Annotated in this window: 18 protein-coding genes and 1 riboswitch; of the genes, 14 read left to right on the top strand and 4 right to left on the bottom strand. The window is 71.5% G+C overall.

Annotated features, from left to right (window positions below; all coding sequences use genetic code 11):
- Positions 1-85: 85 nt before the first annotated feature.
- Both ACWEN0_RS12650 and ACWEN0_RS12655 read left to right on the top strand, forming a co-directional pair.
- Positions 86-928, top strand: a complete 843-nt coding sequence (locus tag ACWEN0_RS12650) for a crotonase/enoyl-CoA hydratase family protein (protein WP_451972424.1) — start codon at positions 86-88, stop codon at positions 926-928.
- A gap of 13 nt (positions 929-941) precedes the next feature.
- A complete protein-coding gene (locus ACWEN0_RS12655) occupies positions 942-2,645 on the top strand; it encodes an AMP-binding protein (RefSeq protein WP_451972426.1) in 1,704 nt (567 codons plus the stop codon).
- A 6-nt stretch (positions 2,646-2,651) separates the two neighbouring features.
- Here ACWEN0_RS12655 and ACWEN0_RS12660 read toward each other — a convergent pair whose 3' ends face one another.
- Both ACWEN0_RS12660 and ACWEN0_RS12665 read right to left on the bottom strand, forming a co-directional pair.
- A complete protein-coding gene (locus ACWEN0_RS12660; RefSeq protein WP_451972428.1) occupies positions 2,652-3,050 on the bottom strand; it encodes a hypothetical protein in 399 nt (132 codons plus the stop codon).
- Between the two features lie 34 nt (positions 3,051-3,084).
- Positions 3,085-3,594: a hypothetical protein gene (locus ACWEN0_RS12665; RefSeq protein ID WP_451972430.1), complete on the bottom strand. Its 510-nt coding sequence runs from the start codon at positions 3,592-3,594 to the stop codon at positions 3,085-3,087.
- 316 nt (positions 3,595-3,910) lie between these two features.
- On the opposite strand from ACWEN0_RS12665, the gene ACWEN0_RS12670 reads away from it, so the two are divergent.
- The 8 genes from ACWEN0_RS12670 to trxA all read left to right on the top strand — a co-directional run bounded on the left by ACWEN0_RS12670 (position 3,911) and on the right by trxA (position 8,154).
- Positions 3,911-4,144 carry a hypothetical protein gene (locus tag ACWEN0_RS12670; RefSeq protein ID WP_451972432.1) on the top strand — a complete coding sequence of 78 codons (234 nt, stop codon included), beginning with the start codon at positions 3,911-3,913 and terminating at the stop codon, positions 4,142-4,144.
- A 13-nt stretch (positions 4,145-4,157) separates the two neighbouring features.
- The gene (locus ACWEN0_RS12675; protein ID WP_451972434.1) at positions 4,158-4,778 is read left to right on the top strand and encodes a CDP-alcohol phosphatidyltransferase family protein; all 621 of its coding nucleotides are present in this window, start codon (positions 4,158-4,160) and stop codon (positions 4,776-4,778) included.
- Between the two features lie 100 nt (positions 4,779-4,878).
- Positions 4,879-5,265 (top strand): glycine cleavage system protein GcvH, encoded by a 387-nt coding sequence (gcvH, locus tag ACWEN0_RS12680; protein WP_086679382.1) that lies wholly within the window; start codon positions 4,879-4,881, stop codon positions 5,263-5,265.
- Positions 5,266-5,402: 137 nt separating this feature from the next.
- Positions 5,403-5,873 (top strand): glycogen accumulation regulator GarA, encoded by a 471-nt coding sequence (gene garA / locus ACWEN0_RS12685; protein ID WP_072478754.1) that lies wholly within the window; start codon positions 5,403-5,405, stop codon positions 5,871-5,873.
- On the top strand, positions 5,870-6,616 hold the full coding sequence (gene ftsR / locus ACWEN0_RS12690; protein WP_451972436.1) for a transcriptional regulator FtsR: 747 nt from the start codon (positions 5,870-5,872) through the stop codon (positions 6,614-6,616). The genes garA and ftsR overlap by 4 nt, the downstream gene beginning before the upstream one ends.
- Before the next feature lie 215 nt (positions 6,617-6,831).
- Entirely contained in the window at positions 6,832-7,305 is a 474-nt protein-coding gene (locus ACWEN0_RS12695) for a bifunctional nuclease family protein (RefSeq protein WP_009078856.1), read from the top strand.
- 106 nt (positions 7,306-7,411) lie between these two features.
- Entirely contained in the window at positions 7,412-7,807 is a 396-nt protein-coding gene (locus ACWEN0_RS12700; protein ID WP_451972438.1) for a MerR family transcriptional regulator, read from the top strand.
- A gap of 11 nt (positions 7,808-7,818) precedes the next feature.
- Entirely contained in the window at positions 7,819-8,154 is a 336-nt protein-coding gene (gene trxA, locus ACWEN0_RS12705) for a thioredoxin (RefSeq protein WP_451972440.1), read from the top strand.
- Here the strand turns inward: trxA and ACWEN0_RS12710 are convergent.
- Positions 8,135-8,767 (bottom strand): TetR/AcrR family transcriptional regulator, encoded by a 633-nt coding sequence (locus ACWEN0_RS12710; protein ID WP_451972442.1) that lies wholly within the window; start codon positions 8,765-8,767, stop codon positions 8,135-8,137. The two genes, trxA and ACWEN0_RS12710, sit on opposite strands and share 20 nt — an antisense overlap.
- Positions 8,768-9,046: 279 nt before the next feature.
- On the opposite strand from ACWEN0_RS12710, the gene ACWEN0_RS12715 reads away from it, so the two are divergent.
- The 4 genes from ACWEN0_RS12715 (at position 9,047) to ACWEN0_RS12730 (ending at position 15,989) form a co-directional block, all read left to right on the top strand.
- Positions 9,047-9,625 (top strand): MerR family transcriptional regulator, encoded by a 579-nt coding sequence (locus tag ACWEN0_RS12715; RefSeq protein WP_285451512.1) that lies wholly within the window; start codon positions 9,047-9,049, stop codon positions 9,623-9,625.
- 42 nt (positions 9,626-9,667) lie between these two features.
- A riboswitch (glycine riboswitch) is annotated at positions 9,668-9,766 on the top strand.
- A 169-nt stretch (positions 9,767-9,935) separates the two neighbouring features.
- Positions 9,936-12,812 (top strand): aminomethyl-transferring glycine dehydrogenase, encoded by a 2,877-nt coding sequence (gcvP, locus tag ACWEN0_RS12720; protein WP_451972443.1) that lies wholly within the window; start codon positions 9,936-9,938, stop codon positions 12,810-12,812.
- Between the two features lie 58 nt (positions 12,813-12,870).
- A complete protein-coding gene (locus ACWEN0_RS12725; RefSeq protein ID WP_451972445.1) occupies positions 12,871-13,818 on the top strand; it encodes an NAD-dependent epimerase/dehydratase family protein in 948 nt (315 codons plus the stop codon).
- Positions 13,815-15,989 carry a glycosyltransferase family 2 protein gene (locus tag ACWEN0_RS12730; RefSeq protein WP_451972447.1) on the top strand — a complete coding sequence of 725 codons (2,175 nt, stop codon included), beginning with the start codon at positions 13,815-13,817 and terminating at the stop codon, positions 15,987-15,989. Before ACWEN0_RS12725 ends, ACWEN0_RS12730 begins: the two co-directional genes overlap by 4 nt.
- Here ACWEN0_RS12730 and ACWEN0_RS12735 read toward each other — a convergent pair.
- Positions 15,919-16,416 (bottom strand): GtrA family protein, encoded by a 498-nt coding sequence (locus tag ACWEN0_RS12735; protein WP_451972449.1) that lies wholly within the window; start codon positions 16,414-16,416, stop codon positions 15,919-15,921. The genes ACWEN0_RS12730 and ACWEN0_RS12735 overlap by 71 nt on opposite strands.
- Positions 16,417-16,556: the final 140 nt, after the last annotated feature.

Consider the following 16,556-nt stretch of genomic DNA (forward strand, 5'->3'; position numbering starts at 1 on the left):
CGTGACCACGTCGGCACAGTGAAATGGCCGTCAATTGGCGACGTGCCAATGGCGTGGCCGCGCGGGCATGGGTCAAGATGACCCCATGACCGCTACTAGTGACAGTCTGCCCGACCTCGTCTCCCTGAAGGTCGACGTCGACGGCCCCGTGGCCGAAGTGACGCTCCTCGGCCCGTCGAAGGGCAACGCGATGGGCCCGGACTTCTGGCGCGAGCTGCCGCTGGTGTTCCGCGCACTGGACGCCGACCCGCAGGTCAGGGCCGTGGTGCTGACCGGCAGCGGGTCCCACTTCTCCTACGGCCTCGACCTGCCCGCGATGATGGGCGACTGGGCGCCGATGCTGGGCGGCGACAACCTGGCCGGCCCGCGGACCGCCTTCCTGGACCAGGTCCGGTCGCTGCAGGCCGCGGTCAGCTCGATCGCCGAATGCCGCAAACCGGTCATCGCGGCCGTTTCCGGCTGGTGCATCGGCGGCGGTGTCGACGTGGTCGCCGCCGCGGACATCCGCCTGGCCAGCGCCGACGCCAAGTTCAGCGTCCGCGAGGTGCGCGTGGCCATCGTCGCCGACCTCGGCAGCCTCCAGCGGCTCGCCTCGATCGTCGGCGAAGGGCACCTGCGGGAGCTCGCGCTGACCGGCAAGGACATCGACGCCGCCCGCGCCGAGAAGATCGGGCTCGTCAACGACGTCCACGCCGACCAGGACGCGCTGCTGAAGGCCGCGCGCGAACTCGCCGGGGAGATCGCTGCGAACCCGCCGCTCGTGGTGCAGGGTACGAAGCAGGTACTGGCGACGAACACCGAGCGCCAGGTCGCCGACGGCCTCCGGTACGTGGCGGCGTGGAACTCGGCGTTCCTGCCCAGCAAGGACCTCGGCGAGGCCGTTCAGGCGTTCATGGAACGCCGGAAGCCGGAGTTCAAGGGCGAATAGCAAGGAGGCAGCCGTGACCGCTTCGGAGGTCCACCACGCGTTCCGCGTCGCGCGGGACTACCTGCAGACCCACCGCGAGGACTACGACACGGCGTATCGCGACTTCGCCTGGCCGCAGTTCGAGGAGTTCAACTGGGCGATCGACTGGTTCGACGTCGTCGCCCACGACCCGGACAACGCCGAGCGGTACGCGCTGTGGATCGTCGAAGAGGACGGCACCGAGAACCGCTGGACCTACCCGGAGCTGTCCGGCCGGTCCAACCAGGTGGCGAACTGGCTGCGCTCGCTGGGCGTCCGCCGCGGCGACCGGCTGATCCTCATGCTGGGCAACCAGGGCGAGCTGTGGGAGACCATCCTCGCCGCGATCAAGCTCGGCGCGGTGATCATCCCGGCGTCCACGCTGCTCGGCCCGGCCGACCTGACCGACCGGGTGGAGCGCGGCGCCGCGAAGCACGTCGTGGTCCGCTCGGTGGACGCCGCGAAGTTCGACGGCGTCGAGGGTGACTACACGCGGATCGCGGTGGGCGAGCCGGTCGAGGGCTGGCAGCCGTACACGGCCGCCTTCGCCGAATCGCCCGAGTTCACCCCGGACGGCCCGACGCGGGCCGGCGACCCGCTGCTGCTGTACTTCACCTCCGGCACGACCGCGAAGCCGAAGCTGGTGCAGCACACGCACGTCTCGTACCCGGTGGGCCACCTGTCGACGATGTACTGGATCGGCCTCGAGCCGGGTGACGTCCACCTGAACATCTCCTCGCCGGGCTGGGCGAAGCACGCGTGGAGCAACTTCTTCGCGCCGTTCAACGCCGAGGCGACGGTCTTCCTCTACAACTACAACCGCTTCGACGCGGGCGCGCTGATGGCCCAGATGGACCGCTGCGGTGTGACGAGCTTCTGCGCGCCGCCGACGGTGTGGCGGATGCTCATCCAGGCGGACCTGACGGCGCTGAAGACCCCGCCCACGAAGGTCGTCGGCGCGGGGGAGCCGCTCAACCCCGAAGTGATCGAGCAGGTCCAGAAGTCCTGGGGCGTCACGATCCGCGACGGCTTCGGCCAGACCGAGAGCAGCGTCCAGATCGCCAACACGCCGGGCCAGGACGTCGTGCCCGGCTCGATGGGCCGCCCGCTGCCGGGGTTCGTCGTCGCGCTGGTCGACCCGGTCAGCGGCGAGCGCGCGCCGGAGGGCGAGATCTGCCTCGACCTCGCCCACCGCCCGGTGGGCCTGATGACCGGCTACGCGGACGACGACGAGCGCACGTCCGCCGCCTTCGCGAACGGCTTCTACCACACCGGCGACGTCGGTTCGATCGACGAACGCGGCTACATCACCTACGTCGGGCGCACGGACGACGTGTTCAAGGCGTCGGACTACCGCATCTCGCCGTTCGAGCTGGAGAGCGTCCTCATCGAGCACGAGGCGGTGGCGGAGGCGGCGGTCGTCCCGGCGCCGGACCCGATCCGGCTCGCGGTGCCGAAGGCGTACGTCGTCCTGGCGTCCGGCCACGAGCCGACGCCCGAGACGGCGAAGGCGATCCTGGCGTACTGCCGGGAGCACCTCGCGCCGTACAAGCGGATCCGGCGCATCGAGTTCGCGGAGCTGCCGAAGACGATCTCCGGCAAGATCCGCCGCGTCGAGCTGCGAGGCCGTGAGAGCGACCCGAAGCGCGGCGAAGGCACCGAGTACCGCGAAGAGGACTTCCCGGACCTCAAGGGCTGACGGCGGTCAGCTCCTGGTGCCCTCGACCTGGCGGCCGTCTTCCGTCGAGCAGACCGTCACCGGGTCGTGGGCGCCGCTGCCGCACGTCCACTCGTCGAGGACGACCGGGCCGGGGCCGTCCGGTGAGTTCGCCTCGGCCGGCGTCAGCTTCGCGAAGTAGTCCTTCAGCAGCTTCGCCGCCGCGGCGCAGTCGACCTGGCCGTGCGCGACGACGGCCGTCTTCGCGCCACCCGAGCCGGCGACGTCGCCGCAGGGCACGCCGGGTGCCGTCGACGCCGCCGCGGCGGCCGCGGCCGGGACCGTGGGGGACGGCGCGGCCGGAGCGGGCGCCGGGTCCGCGCCGCCGCAGCCGGCCAGCACGGCGGTCGCGGCGACGAGCAGCAGGGGGTACGCGAATGTCTTCATGGGCCCTTCAGGAGCGGAAGCGGATCGGGAGCGGTCACTCGGACGGCACGACGGCGGCGAACACCGTCTGCTCGCCCTTGGTGCAGGTCGTGCCGCCTTGCGCGGCGGGCGGCCCGGAGGTGCACAGCCAGCCGTCGACGGTCTCGTTCACCGCGTCGTTCGAGCCGGCGCCCTGGCGCCCGGCGATCTTGCGGTGGAAGTCGCCGACGAGCTTGGTCGCCGCCGCGCAGCTGACGCCGGCCGAGCCGCTGTCGAACACGTAGAGCGTCAGCCCGCTGGCGGCCGTCACCGTGCCGCAGGAACCGGGCACGGACGGCGGCGCGCCGGCCGGCTTCGATGCCGGGGCCGGCGTGGCCGAGCCGTCCGTGGCCGGCGGGGGCGGTGGCGCGGTGGTGGAGACGGGCGCCGACGACGTGGCCGCCGGGGGAGCCGACGACGAGGGCGCCGGGGCCGCCGGGTCCCCCGAGCAGGCCGCGAGCGCGGGCACGGCGAGGCAGGCGGCGAGCAACGGCCGCCACGTCCTCGTGGTGGTCGGGTGGGGCACCGCGATCGTTCCTCCCCGGTCAGGCTGGCCCGGTCATTCTGGCCCATCCGGGCGGGGGCCCCGTGGACCGACTCGCCCACAGGTGTGCCGGAGATTACTCCAGCCGGGTGGCAGCCCGATCCGGTGGCCGCCCCCGCAATGTCCACAATGGACGATTAACATTCCGTTCACGCTCCGAAACCTGACGCAGCCAAGAAGAATCGATCGGTCTAATTCACGCCGTGCCGGTTAACGTCCGGGCCCCGCGTGCCGAAGATCTTGGTGGAGGCCGAAGAGCTTCCGTCCCCCGAAAACCCATCCCGAGCCCGTGAGAGCGATGAACGCCGACGCTGTGACCAGCCCCGATGCCAGCACCGACGAGCACCCCGACGTCCCGTCCGGCCCCCCGACCGTCCCGAGCAGCGTCGTCTGGTGCTGCGGACGCCCGTACGTCCTCGAGGCGCGCCCCGGCCGCGCCCGCTGGATGGGCACCGACCTCCGGGGCCGTCCCGAGGCCCTGAGCAGCGCCGAACTGCAGCGACGCGGCTGGAGCCGCCGCCGCGCCTGCTGACTACGCTGGGCGAGTGAGCACAGCCGCACCCGAGCCCGCCGCCGAGGCGGGCGCCGCCGAGCCGTCCCTGCTGAAGCAGGCGTTCAACGTCCCGAACATGCTGTCCCTGCTGCGACTGGCCGGCGTGCCCGTGTTCCTCTGGCTGCTGCTCGGTCCCAAGGAAGACGGCTGGGCGCTCGCCCTGCTGGTGTTCAGCGCCCTGACCGACTGGCTCGACGGCAAGCTGGCCCGCTGGCTCAACCAGATGTCCCGGCTGGGCCAGCTGCTCGACCCGGCGGCCGACCGGCTCTACATCCTGGCGACCCTGATCGCGTTCCTGGTCCGCGAGATCATCCCGTGGTGGGTCGTGGTGCCGCTCGTGCTGCGCGAGGTCGTGCTCGGCGTCTGCGTGCTCACGCTGCGCCGCCGCGGCTTCGCGCCGCCGGAGGTCACCTACATCGGCAAGGGCGCCACCTTCGTCCTCATGTACGCGTTCCCGTTCCTGCTGCTCGCACAGGGCGGCTCGGACGTCGCCGCGGTCGCCCGGCCGATCGGCTACGCCTTCACGATCTGGGGCGCGGTCCTCTACGTCTGGTCCGGTGTGCTCTACGTCGTCCAGGCGCGCAACGCCCTGCGCGGCACCGCCGGCGACTGAGCGCGACGCTTTTCCCGGGGCGTGGGCCGCGGCTGGGCCGTGTGGGTGTAAGACTTCGCCCAGCACGTTTCGCCAGTGAGGGCATGAAAGGGGACCGGCGGTGTCCGCTCCTGAAGAGCTTCGCTACACCGAGGAACACGAGTGGGTCGCCACCCGCGGCGAGGACACCCTCGTCCGCATCGGCATCACCGAGTACGCGCAGGACCAGCTCGGCGACGTCGTGTTCGTCGACCTGCCCGAGGTCGGCCGCCAGGTGAGCGCGGGCGACGTGTTCGGCGAGGTCGAGTCGACCAAGAGCGTTTCCGAGCTGTTCGCGCCCGTCGACGGCGAGGTCGTGGCGGTCAACGACGCCGTCGCCGACTCGCCCGAGCTGATCAACAGCGACCCCTACGGCGAGGGCTGGCTGATCGAGATCCGCCTCGACGACCCGGCGGGGCTCGAGGCGCTGCTCGAAGCCGAGGCCTACGACGCCCTGACCAAGGGCTGAACGAGGCTCCCACCCGGTCGGACCAGCACTGCGCCGGTTCGGGGAGCCGGGGCTCGGAGAATCGATCAGGCACGGTACGTTGGCAGCTACACGTTCTTGAGTACTAGGCAACACAGCATGTGTGGAGGAGAGCTCAGGTGAGCACGAACGACGGGCCCGGCGGCGTTCCCCCGGAGCAGTCTCCGGAGCGGACCTCTGTCTTCCGGGCCGACTTCCTGGCCGAAGCCGAAGGCCACGAGTCCGCCCCGGCCGCGGAGGCACCGGTCCAGGGCGTCGACGCCCTGCCGCCGGGTTCGGCCCTGCTGGTCGTGAAGCGCGGGCCCAACGCGGGTTCGCGGTTCCTGCTCGACCGCGACACCACCAGCGCCGGGCGGCACCCGGACAGCGACATCTTCCTGGACGACGTCACGGTCTCCCGCCGGCACGCCGAGTTCCGGCGTGAGGGCGGCGAGTTCGTCGTCATCGACGTCGGCAGCCTCAACGGCACCTACGTCAACCGCGAGCCGGTCGACCAGGCCGTCCTCGCGGGGGGCGACGAGGTGCAGATCGGGAAGTTCCGCCTGGTCTTCCTGACCGGCCCGGGTCACGGGGGCCAGGGGGCGCAGTGACGGCGGCCGGGCGGCCACAGAACCACGGATTGAGCATCGGGGCGGTCCTGGCGCAGCTGCGCCAGGACTTTCCCGACGTCACCATCTCCAAGATCCGGTTCCTCGAAGCCGAAGGCCTGGTCCAGCCGGGCCGGACGGCGTCGGGGTACCGGCAGTTCGCCGCGGCGGACGTGGAGCGCCTGCGGTTCGTCCTGGCCGCCCAGCGGGACCACTACCTCCCGTTGAAGGTCATCAAGGAGCAGCTCGACGCGGCGGACTCGGGCGCGGATACCACCGCGGCCCTGCCCCGGCCGCCGCGCCGGCTGGTGCCGATCGACGCGCCGGCGGAGAACGTCGGCCTGCCCGTGGCGGACGACTTCGCCGCGGGCAAGGAGCTGCGCCTGACCCAGGAGGAGCTCCTGGAGCAGGCGGGCATCGACGCGGCGGTGCTGGCCGAGCTGCAGCAGTACGGCCTGGTCCGGCCCGGTCCCGCGGGGTTCTTCGACCCCGACGCGGTGCTGGTCGCGCGCACGGTGAAGGCGATGACCGAATTCGGTATCGAGCCGAGACACCTGCGTGCCTTCCGCGCCGCGGCCGACCGCGAGGTCGGGTTGCTGGAGCAGATCGTGACCCCGGTGTACCGGCACCGTGACCCGGAAGCGAAGTCGCGCGCCGACGAGGTCGTCCGGGAGCTCGCGGCACTGTCCGTGACGCTTCACACGCTCCTCGTCAAAGCGGGAATCCGCGGCGTGACCGGGTGTTGATCGTAACGGGGCAGTGAGATCCTCTTTGCGGTCCCATGTCAATGACTGAATGTTCGGCACCGCATGCCGTACCGTGAAGGCAAGGGTTTGCGGCAGGCGAACCGAGATAGTCTCGACAGCGAGCACAGCGCGGGGATGACGGGTAGCGTCGGCAGTGGCGGCGTCGAGCCGTTCCAGCGTTTGAGCCCGTGTGCGCGAGAGGGAGGCGAAGCCCGATGAGCGAAATGCGCGTCGTCGGTGTGCGGGTCGAGCTGCCCGCGAATCAGCCGATCTTGTTGCTGCGGGAGACCGAGGGTGAACGGTACCTGCCGATCTGGATCGGCTCGGTCGAAGCCACCGCCATCGCCTTGGAGCAACAGGGAGTCCGGCCGGCCCGGCCGCTCACGCATGACCTGCTGAAAGAGGTCATCGGAGCACTCGGCCGCGAGCTGGAGCAGGTCGTCATCACCGACCTGAAGGAAGGCACGTTCTTCGCGGAGCTCGTCTTCGACGGCGACATCCGCGTGTCCGCCCGGCCGAGCGACTCGGTCGCCCTGGCCCTGCGGATCGGCGTCCCGATCCACGCGGTGGACGCGGTGCTGGAAGAGGCCGGCCTGATCATCCCGGACGAGCAGGAGGACGAGGTCGAGAAGTTCCGCGAGTTCCTCGACTCGGTTTCGCCCGAGGACTTCCGGGGTGCGGACACCTGATCCCGCGGGCGAGTGCGTCCGGGGGCACGCCCCCGGACCCCATGACCCTCCCGCGGTAGCGGGATTCACTTGCCTTGACGTGGACGTCAACGTCTAGCGTCGGGGTATGCGGATCGGAGAGCTTGCGCAGCGCACGGGTGTCACCACCCGTGCGCTGCGGTTTTACGAGGCCCAGGGCCTCCTCGCGGCCCGGCGCTCGGCGAACGGCTACCGCGAGTACGACGAGGACGACCTGCAGCTGGTCAAGGAGATCCAGACCCTGCAGACGATCGGTCTGACCCTCGACGAGACCCGGCCCTTCGTCGAATGCCTGCGCAGTGGCCACGAGACCGGCGACGCCTGCGAGAGCTCCATCGAGGTCTACCGGCGCAAGCTCGAAGAAGCCGACGCGCTCCTCGCCCGGCTCGGCGGCATCCGCGCCGAGCTGGCCGCGAAGCTCGCCGGCGCCCTCGCCCGGCAGGCGCCCGATCCGTGCGTCGTCCCCGATTCCCCGCGTCCGTGAAGGAGCCCGCCATGTCCGAAGTCGTCGCAGTCACCGACTCGACGTTCCCCGAAGTGCTCGGCAGCGACGTGCCCGTGCTGGTCGAGTTCTGGGCCACCTGGTGCGGGCCGTGCCGGATGGTCGGCCCGGTCCTCGCCCAGCTCGCGGCCGAGCGGGCCGGGGAGCTCACCGTCCGGAAGATCAACGCCGACGAGAACCCGGAGACGACCCGGTCCTACCAGGTCATGTCCCTGCCCACGATGATCCTCTTCTCGGGCGGCGAGCCGGTCGAGACGATCGTCGGCGCCTTCCCGAAGGCCCGCATCGAAGAGCGCCTCGACCGCGCCCTCACGGCGCCGTCGCTTTGACGAACGTGTCCGCGACCTCGCGCTCGTACTTCTCCAGGTCCAGCGACGGGTCGGCCGCGTACGCCGCGGCCACCCCGTCGATGGCCTGCGCGATCGACATCGCCATCACCTCGGGCGTGAACCCGCCGAACACGCCCTCGGCCTGACCCTGCTTGAGCTGGCGCGCGAGCCCGTGCACCCGCATGTCGTCGACCAGGACCTTCGTCATCGACCAGCCCTCGGCGTCGTCCGCGTTGGCCGACAGCTCCGAGAGCACCTTGACGCACTCCGGGTAGGCGCGCAGGAAGGCGATCGACGTCTCGATGTGCGCCCGCAGGTAGCCGGGCCGGTCCGCCGGGTCGAGCCCGCCGCCGGTCCGTGAGGCGAGGAACTCGTTCTTCGTCTCGACGACCGTGCTGAGCACGGCCTGCATCAGGCCGGCCTTGTTCGTGAAGTGGTAGGAGATGAGCCGGGTGCTGCTGAGCCCGGCGCGCTCCTTGATCTTGGCGAACGTCGTCTTGCGGTAGCCGAGGTCGGACAGGACGCCGATGGTCGCCCCGACGATCTGCGCCCGGCGGGCCGCCTCCGTGACGCTGAGCCCCAGGTCCGCCATGAGGTCGGTGTTTACTTGCATGAGTAAAAAGTTACTCGGCTGAGTAAAAGCGGTCAAGAGGTTTGAACCACCGCGTCCGGGGTACGGTGAACGGCGCAAAGGCTCATCCGTCCGTTGAGGCTTGCCGCGCGTCGCGTTGACCGGCACTGTCCGGGCGCTTACCGTCGAAGGAGGTAAATCGCCACGGTGTGATTCGACGGTCTGGGGCCGGACCGTGGTGGTTGATCTCCGGTCGGTCCCGCTCCTGGGACTTTCCGGCTGTCATTCGCCGGCCGTCAGGTCGGGCGAGGGGAGGCTTGCGTGGTCGAGGCTGGTTCCGAGAAGCAGCCTGTTGAGGTCGCGAGTGGCGAGCAGGGTGAGCTGTTCCCCGACAACTCGCTGCCGGACGAGCTGGTGGGCTACCGCGGCCCGGCGGCGTGCCAGATCGCGGGCATCACCTACCGCCAGCTCGACTACTGGGCCCGGACGAAGCTGGTCGCACCCAGCATCCGCACCGCACACGGCTCCGGCTCGCAGCGGCTGTACTCGTTCAAGGACATCCTGGTCCTCAAGGTCGTCAAGCGGCTGCTGGACACCGGGGTCTCGCTGCAGAACATCCGGGTCGCCGTCGACCACCTGCGCGTGCGCGGGGTCCGCGACCTGGCCCGGGTGACGCTGTTCTCCGACGGCACCACGGTCTACGAGTGCACGTCGCCGGAGGAGATCGTCGATCTGCTCCAGGGCGGCCAGGGCGTGTTCGGCATCGCGGTCAGCGGCGCCATGCAGGAGATCAGCGGGACGATCCACGAGTTCCCGGCCGAACGGGCCGACGGCGGCGTCGTCGAGACGCACGAGCCGGACGAGCTGACCCAGCGCCGCAACGCCCGCAAGACCGGGTGATCACCGCTGCGGCGGACGGAGTAAGGTTCCCCGTGCGGTCGACGAATCCGCGCGGGAGAGTCCGAGCCACACCTTGAGCTCGGCGCCGAAGGAGCAAGTCCTCCCCGGAACCTCTCAGGCACCCTGGACCGCGCGGATGAGACGCCTCTGGAAAGCGGGTCGTCAGGACACAGCCTGATGGCCCCGCCGACGGTGCAAGCCCGGCTCAACCTCGGGCGAAACTCTCAGGCGCCCTCCGGGGTACGGACAGAGTGGGGAGGGCCAGGACATCGCGGTCCCGGCCCAGCCCCGCCGTCCCCAGGAGGCCCCCGTGAACCCGTCACTCGCCTCGCTGGAACAGGGAATCCCCTTCGCCGAGCGGCACATCGGGCCCGGGCCGGGCGAACTCCGCCGGATCCTCGACGTCATCGGCGTCGCCTCCCTCGACGAACTCGCCGAGCGCGCCGTTCCTTCGTCGTTGCGCTCCTCGTCGGCGGCTTTGGAACTGCCGCCCGCCGCCACCGAGGCCCAGGCGCTCGCCGAACTGCGGGAGCTGGCCGCGCGGAACCGGCCGATGGCCCAGATGATCGGGCTCGGCTACCACGACACCGTGACGCCGCCCGTCATCCGGCGGAACGTCCTCGAGAACCCGGCCTGGTACACGGCCTACACGCCCTACCAGCCGGAAATCTCCCAGGGTCGCCTCGAGGCCCTGCTCAACTTCCAGACCATGGTCGCCGACCTGACCGGGCTGCCCGTCGCCAACGCGTCCCTGCTCGACGAGGCCACCGCGGCCGCCGAGGCGATGACCCTGGTGCGCCGCGCCGGCAAGTCGGCCTCCAGCCGGTTCGTCGTCGACGAGGACACCCTGCCGCAGACCCTCGCCGTCCTCCGCACACGGGCCGAACCGCTGGGCATCGAGCTGGTCGTCGAAGACCTGTCCCAAGGGCTCACCGGACTCGGGCTCGGCGGCGACTTCTTCGGCGTGCTGCTGTCCTACCCCGGCGCGTCCGGTGCGGTGCGCGAACTCGACCTGACGATCGCCGACGCCAAGAAGCACGGCGCCGCGGTGGTCGTCGCGGCCGACCCGCTCGCCTTGACCCTGGTGCGGCCGCCGGGAGAGCTGGGTGCCGACGTCGCCGTCGGGTCCACCCAGCGGTTCGGCGTCCCGCTCGGCTTCGGCGGCCCGCACGCGGCCTACCTCGCGGTCCGCAAGGGGCTCGAACGGCAGCTGCCGGGCCGGCTGGTCGGCGTCTCGAAGGACGCCGACGGCGCCCCCGCGTACCGGCTCGCGTTGCAGACCCGCGAGCAGCACATCCGCCGCGAGAAGGCCACCTCGAACATCTGCACCGCGCAGGTCCTGCCGGCCGTGATGGCGTCGATGTACGCGGTGTACCACGGGCCCGACGGCCTGCGCGGGATCGCCCTGCGGGCCCACCGGATGGCGACCGTGCTGGCCGCCGGGCTCTGCGAGGGCGGCGTCGACGTCGTGCACGGCGAGTTCTTCGACACGGTCGTCGCGGCGGTGCCCGGCCGCGCGGACCTGGTCGTCGAGACGGCTCGCGACCTCGGCGTCAACCTGCGCCGCGTCGACGACGACCACGTCGGCGCCGCCTGCGACGAGACGACCACGCGGGAACGCCTTTCGCTGGTCTGGAAGGCGTTCGGCGTCTCGGTGTCCGATGTGGACGGCCTCGACGCGGACACCGCGGACGCGCTCCCGGCGCCGCTGCGGCGCACGAGCGACTTCCTGACGCACCCGGTGTTCCACGCCCACCGCTCGGAAACCGCGCTGCTGCGGTACCTCCGGCGGCTGTCGGACAAGGACGTCGCGCTCGACCGCAGCATGATCCCGCTGGGCTCGTGCACGATGAAGCTCAACGCCACCGCCGAGATGGAACCGGTCACCTGGCCGGAGTTCGCCGGACTCCACCCGTTCGCGCTCGCCGAAGACGCCGCCGGACTGCTGACGATCGTCGCGGACCTGACCGCCTGGCTCTCCCGGATCACCGGCTACGACACGGTTTCCGTGCAGCCCAACGCCGGCAGCCAGGGCGAGTTCGCCGGGCTGCTGGCGATCCGCGCCTACCACCGCGCACGCGGCGAAGGCGACCGCGACGTCTGCCTGATCCCGGCCAGCGCGCACGGCACGAACGCGGCCAGCGCCGTGATGGCGGGTATGCGGGTGGTCGTCGTCCGCTGCGACGACGCCGGGAACATCGACCTCGCCCACCTGCGGTCCACTGTGGACGAGCACCGGGCCGGCCTGGCCGCGATCATGATCACCTACCCGTCGACGCACGGGGTCTACGAGGACACCGTCGGCGAGGTGTGCGAGCTGGTGCACGACGCGGGCGGCCAGGTGTACGTCGACGGCGCCAACCTCAACGCCTTGATCGGCGTCGCGCAGTACGGGCGCTTCGGCGCGGACGTCTCGCACCTCAACCTGCACAAGACCTTCTGCATCCCGCACGGCGGCGGTGGTCCCGGCGTCGGGCCGATCGGCGTTCGCGCGCACCTGGCGCCGTTCCTGCCGAACCACCCGCTGCAGCCGGCCGCCGGCCCGGAGACGGGCGTCGGCCCGGTCAGCGCGGCGCCGTGGGGGAGCGCGTCGATCCTCCCGATCTCGTGGGCGTACGTCCGGATGATGGGGGCGGACGGCCTGCGCCGCGCGACGCTGGTCGCGGTCGCGAACGCCAACTACGTCGCGCGACGGCTCGGCGAGCACTACCCGGTGCTGTACGCGGGCCACGACGGGCTCGTCGCGCACGAGTGCATCCTCGACCTGAGGCCGCTGACGAAGGCCACCGGCGTCACGGTCGACGACGTCGCGAAGCGGCTGGCGGACTACGGCCTGCACGCGCCGACGATGTCGTTCCCGGTCGCGGGCACGCTGATGGTGGAGCCGACCGAGAGCGAGGACCTCGCCGAGCTGGACCGCTTCTGCGAGGCGATGATCGCGATCCGCGCGGAGATCGACCGGGTGGCGTCGGGGGAGTGGCCCCTGGAGGACTCGCCGCTGCGACACGCCCCGCACACCGCGCGCTGCGTCGCGGGCGAGTGGGATCGCCCCTACAGCCGCGAGACCGCGGTCTTCCCGGCCGGCCCGGCGGCGGCGAAGAGCTGGCCCCCGGTCCGCCGCATCGACGGGGCCGCGGGCGACCGCACCCTGGTCTGCTCCTGCCCGCCCCCGGAAGCCTTCGCCTGACGACCGCGCGACGCGGGCCCACGGAGGGCACACAGGTTCGGGAGGTAGGTTGGCGGCCATGGCGAGTGCGCACGGTCCTGACCGGACGTCCGTGGTCGTGACCGGCGGCAGCGGCTTCATCGGCCGGGCCGCCGTGCGCGCCTTCCGCGACCGGGGCGTCCCGGTCACCGTCGTGGACCGGGTCCCGTTCCCCGAAGACCTCGACGGCGTCCGCGTGGTGACCGGCGACCTCCGTGACGCCGCCGTGCGCGAAGAGGCCGTGACGGCCGGGACCGCCGGGATCGTGCACCTCGCCGCGCTGACGTCGGTGCTGAAGTCGGTCGAGCTGCCCGAGGACACCTTCGCGGACAACGTCCTGGTCACCCAGGAGCTGCTGGAGCTCGCGCGCCGCCGCGAGGTGCCGAAGTTCCTGCTCGCCTCGACCAACGCGGTGATCGGCAACGTCGGCACCGCGACGATCACCCCGGACCTGCCGCTCCGGCCGCTGACGCCCTACGGCGCCACGAAAGCGGCGTGCGAGATGCTGCTCTCGGGGTACGCCGGCGCGTACGGCATGACGACGTGTGCCTTGCGGTTCACCAACGTCTACGGCCCGGGAATGTCCCACAAGGACAGTTTCGTGCCGCGCATGATGCGCGCGGCGCTCACCGGCGGCGGCATCAAGATCTACGGCGACGGCCGGCAGCGCCGCGACCTCGTCCACGTCGACGACGTCGTCCGGGCGATCCTGACGGCCTTCGACAGCGGCCACACCGGCCGCGCGATCGTCGGCGCGGGCCGCTCGGTGTCCGTGCTGGAGATGGTCGAGGCCGTGCGCGAGGTGACCGGCGCCGAGTTGCCGGTCGAGCACATCGAGGCGCCGGCGGGGGAGATGCCCGCGGTCGTCGTGGACGTCTCGGGCAGTGCCGCGACCATCGGCTACCGCCCGTCCGTCTCGCTGGTCGACGGCCTGGGCACGGCGTGGAAGTACTTCTCCGGGCTCGACCGTCCAAACGCGACACCGTGACCGCTTTCGCGAAGCGGCACTGGCTGCTGCTCCTGCTGCTCGTCCCGGCGATCACGCTCCGGGTGCTGACCTGGCTCGCGTACCGGCCCGCGCTGCTGTTCATCGATTCGTTCCGCTACCTCGACAACCTGCACGCGCTGCGCGCCGACCAGCTCGACCCGATCGGCTACGACCTCGTGCTGCGCCCGCTGCTGGCCGTCGGCGGGCTCGCCTGGGTCGCGGCCGTCCAGCACATCGCCGGCATCCTCATCGCGGTCGGGATCTACGGGCTGGTCCTGCGCCTCGGTGGTCGTCCGTGGGTCGGCGCGCTGGCCGCGACCCCGGTGCTGCTCGACGCCTACCAGCTGCAGATCGAGCAGAACATCATGTCCGAGGTGACGTTCGAGGCGGTGCTCCTCGGACTGCTCTGGCTGTTGCTCGGCTGGGGCACACCGGGCTGGAAACGCGCCGGCGCCGCGGGGTTGCTGCTCGGCTTCGGCGTGCTGACCCGGCTGATCGGGATCTCGCTGGCCCTGCCGCTGCTGGTGTTCCTGGTCGTCGCCGGGGGAGCGTGGCGGCACTGGGCGGGCTGGCGCCGGGCGGGCGCCGGCCTGCTGGGCCTGCTCGTCGTCCTCGTGCCCTACTCGGCGCGCGTGCATTCGGAAACCGGCAAGTGGGGGCTGACCGGGCCGTCCGGGAACATGCTCTACGGCCGCACCGCCGCCGTCGCCGACTGCGCGAACCTCCACCTCGACCCGACGCTGCGGGTGTTCTGCCCGGCCGAGCCGCGCGAGACGCGGCTGGTCGACAACTACGCGCACGCCGACCTCGACCCGAACTGGCCGGGCCCGCTGCCGCCCGGCGCCGACAAGGCCGCGCTGGCGCACGCATTCGCGGTCGACGTCCTGAAGGAGCAGCCCGGCGACGTCGCCGGCGCGATCCTCCACGACTTCTCGAAGAGCTTCGCGTGGACGCGCGCGCAGGACCCCACCGACGTCCCCCTGGACCGGTGGCAGTTCCAGCTGAGCTACCCGCAGTGGGCCGACCAGTCGCTGATCGACCTGGTCACGCTGGGCAGCGACGGCGTCCACGCGAGCGTCGACCGGCCACTGGCCAAGATCCTGCGGGACTACCAGCTCGGTGGCGGGTACGTGCCCGGCGCGGTGCTCGGCATCGGCGCCCTGCTCGGCCTGCTGACCGTGGTCCGCCGCAAGAGGCCCCTGGACCGGGCCCGGGCGGGCGCGCTGCTGGCGTCGACGAGCGGGCTGGTGCTGCTGTTCGCCTCCGCGGTGTTCCAGTTCTCCTGGCGCTACCAGATCCCCGCGCTGGTGCTGTTCGCGGTGGCCGGGGGCCTCGGCTTCACCACCCTGACGTCGGCCAGCCGGAAGCGTCTCGCGGCGTTCCCCGACGACGTCGACCAGGGCGCCCTCGACGACTTCCACGGGCGGCACCCCGGCGTCGAGCTGGCGCCGCTGACCGTGGTCATCGCCGCCTACAACGAAGCCGGCGGCATCGGCGAAGTGCTGGAGAAGATGCCCGACGAGTGCCTCGGCATGCCGGTCGACGTGCTCGTCGTCGTCGACGGCGGTACCGATGACACGGCAGCGATCGCCGAAGACCACGGAGCGTACGTGTGTGTCGCTCCGCGCAACCGCGGCCAGGGCGCTGCCCTGCGCCTGGGGTACCACCTCGCGGCCGGGTCCGGCGCCGAATACGTCGTGACGACCGACGCGGACGGCCAGTACGACAACAGCGAGCTGGAGGCGCTGGTCAGCCCGGTCGTCGACGGCACGGCGGACTTCGTGACGGGGTCGCGGCGGCTCGGGCACGAGGAGGCCGACAGCCGCGTCCGGTGGCTCGGCGTGCGCGTGTTCGCGGTGCTGGCGTCGGTGCTGACCGGGCGGCGGATCACCGACACGTCGTTCGGCTTCCGCGCGATGCGGGCGGAGCTGGCCTGCGCGGTCCCGCTCAACGAACCGCAGTACCAGTCGTCGGAGCTGATGCTCGGCGTGACCGCGCGCGGCGCCCGCGTGCTGGAGCTGCCGATGAGCATGCGGCTGCGCAAGGCGGGCAAGAGCAAGAAGGGCGGCAGCCTCGTCTACGGCGCGAACTACGCCCGCGTCATGACGGGGACGTGGTGGCGGGGGTACGTGCTGCGCCGCGGCCGAACACGAGCCGGTCGAGCAGCGTGAACTTGACGACGAACACCAGTGCGTAACTGGCCACGTACGCTCCGTCGACGAGCACGACCCACCAGAAGTGCGGCAGGTCGAGCGGTGTGAGCAGGGAGCCCGCGAGGGTCGTCAGGCCGATCGAGGCGAGCCCGCCGAGGCCGATGACGACCAGGTAGGGCAGCAGTTCGCGGCGCACGCGCGGACGTCCGGCGCGGCCCCAGACCCAGCGGCGGGTGACCAGGAAGTTCAGCACCGCGCCGGCCGCCCAGGCCAGCGTGCTCGCGAGGGCCGCGGCACCGCCGGTGGCGAGGACGGCGAGCAGCACGACCTGGCTGAGAACCGTGGCGGCGACGGACGTCGCGGCGGCGCGCGCGAGGCGCGCCCAGCCGCCGGTGCGGGTCTTCTCCGCTGTGCGGGGCCGCACGCCGTTGGTTACGGTCGTCATGTCCCCATCCTCCCCGCGGGCTCGTCGCGCCGCCGTCCGGGTCCCCTACGCATAGGAGATTCACAGCTCATTGCCAGGTCCTCATCAGTGAGTGATCGATAGCGTCGGGTTCTTGCAAGCCTCTGCTCGTTCGCAGGATC

The sequence above is a fragment of the Amycolatopsis sp. NPDC004378 genome (assembly GCF_053602455.1).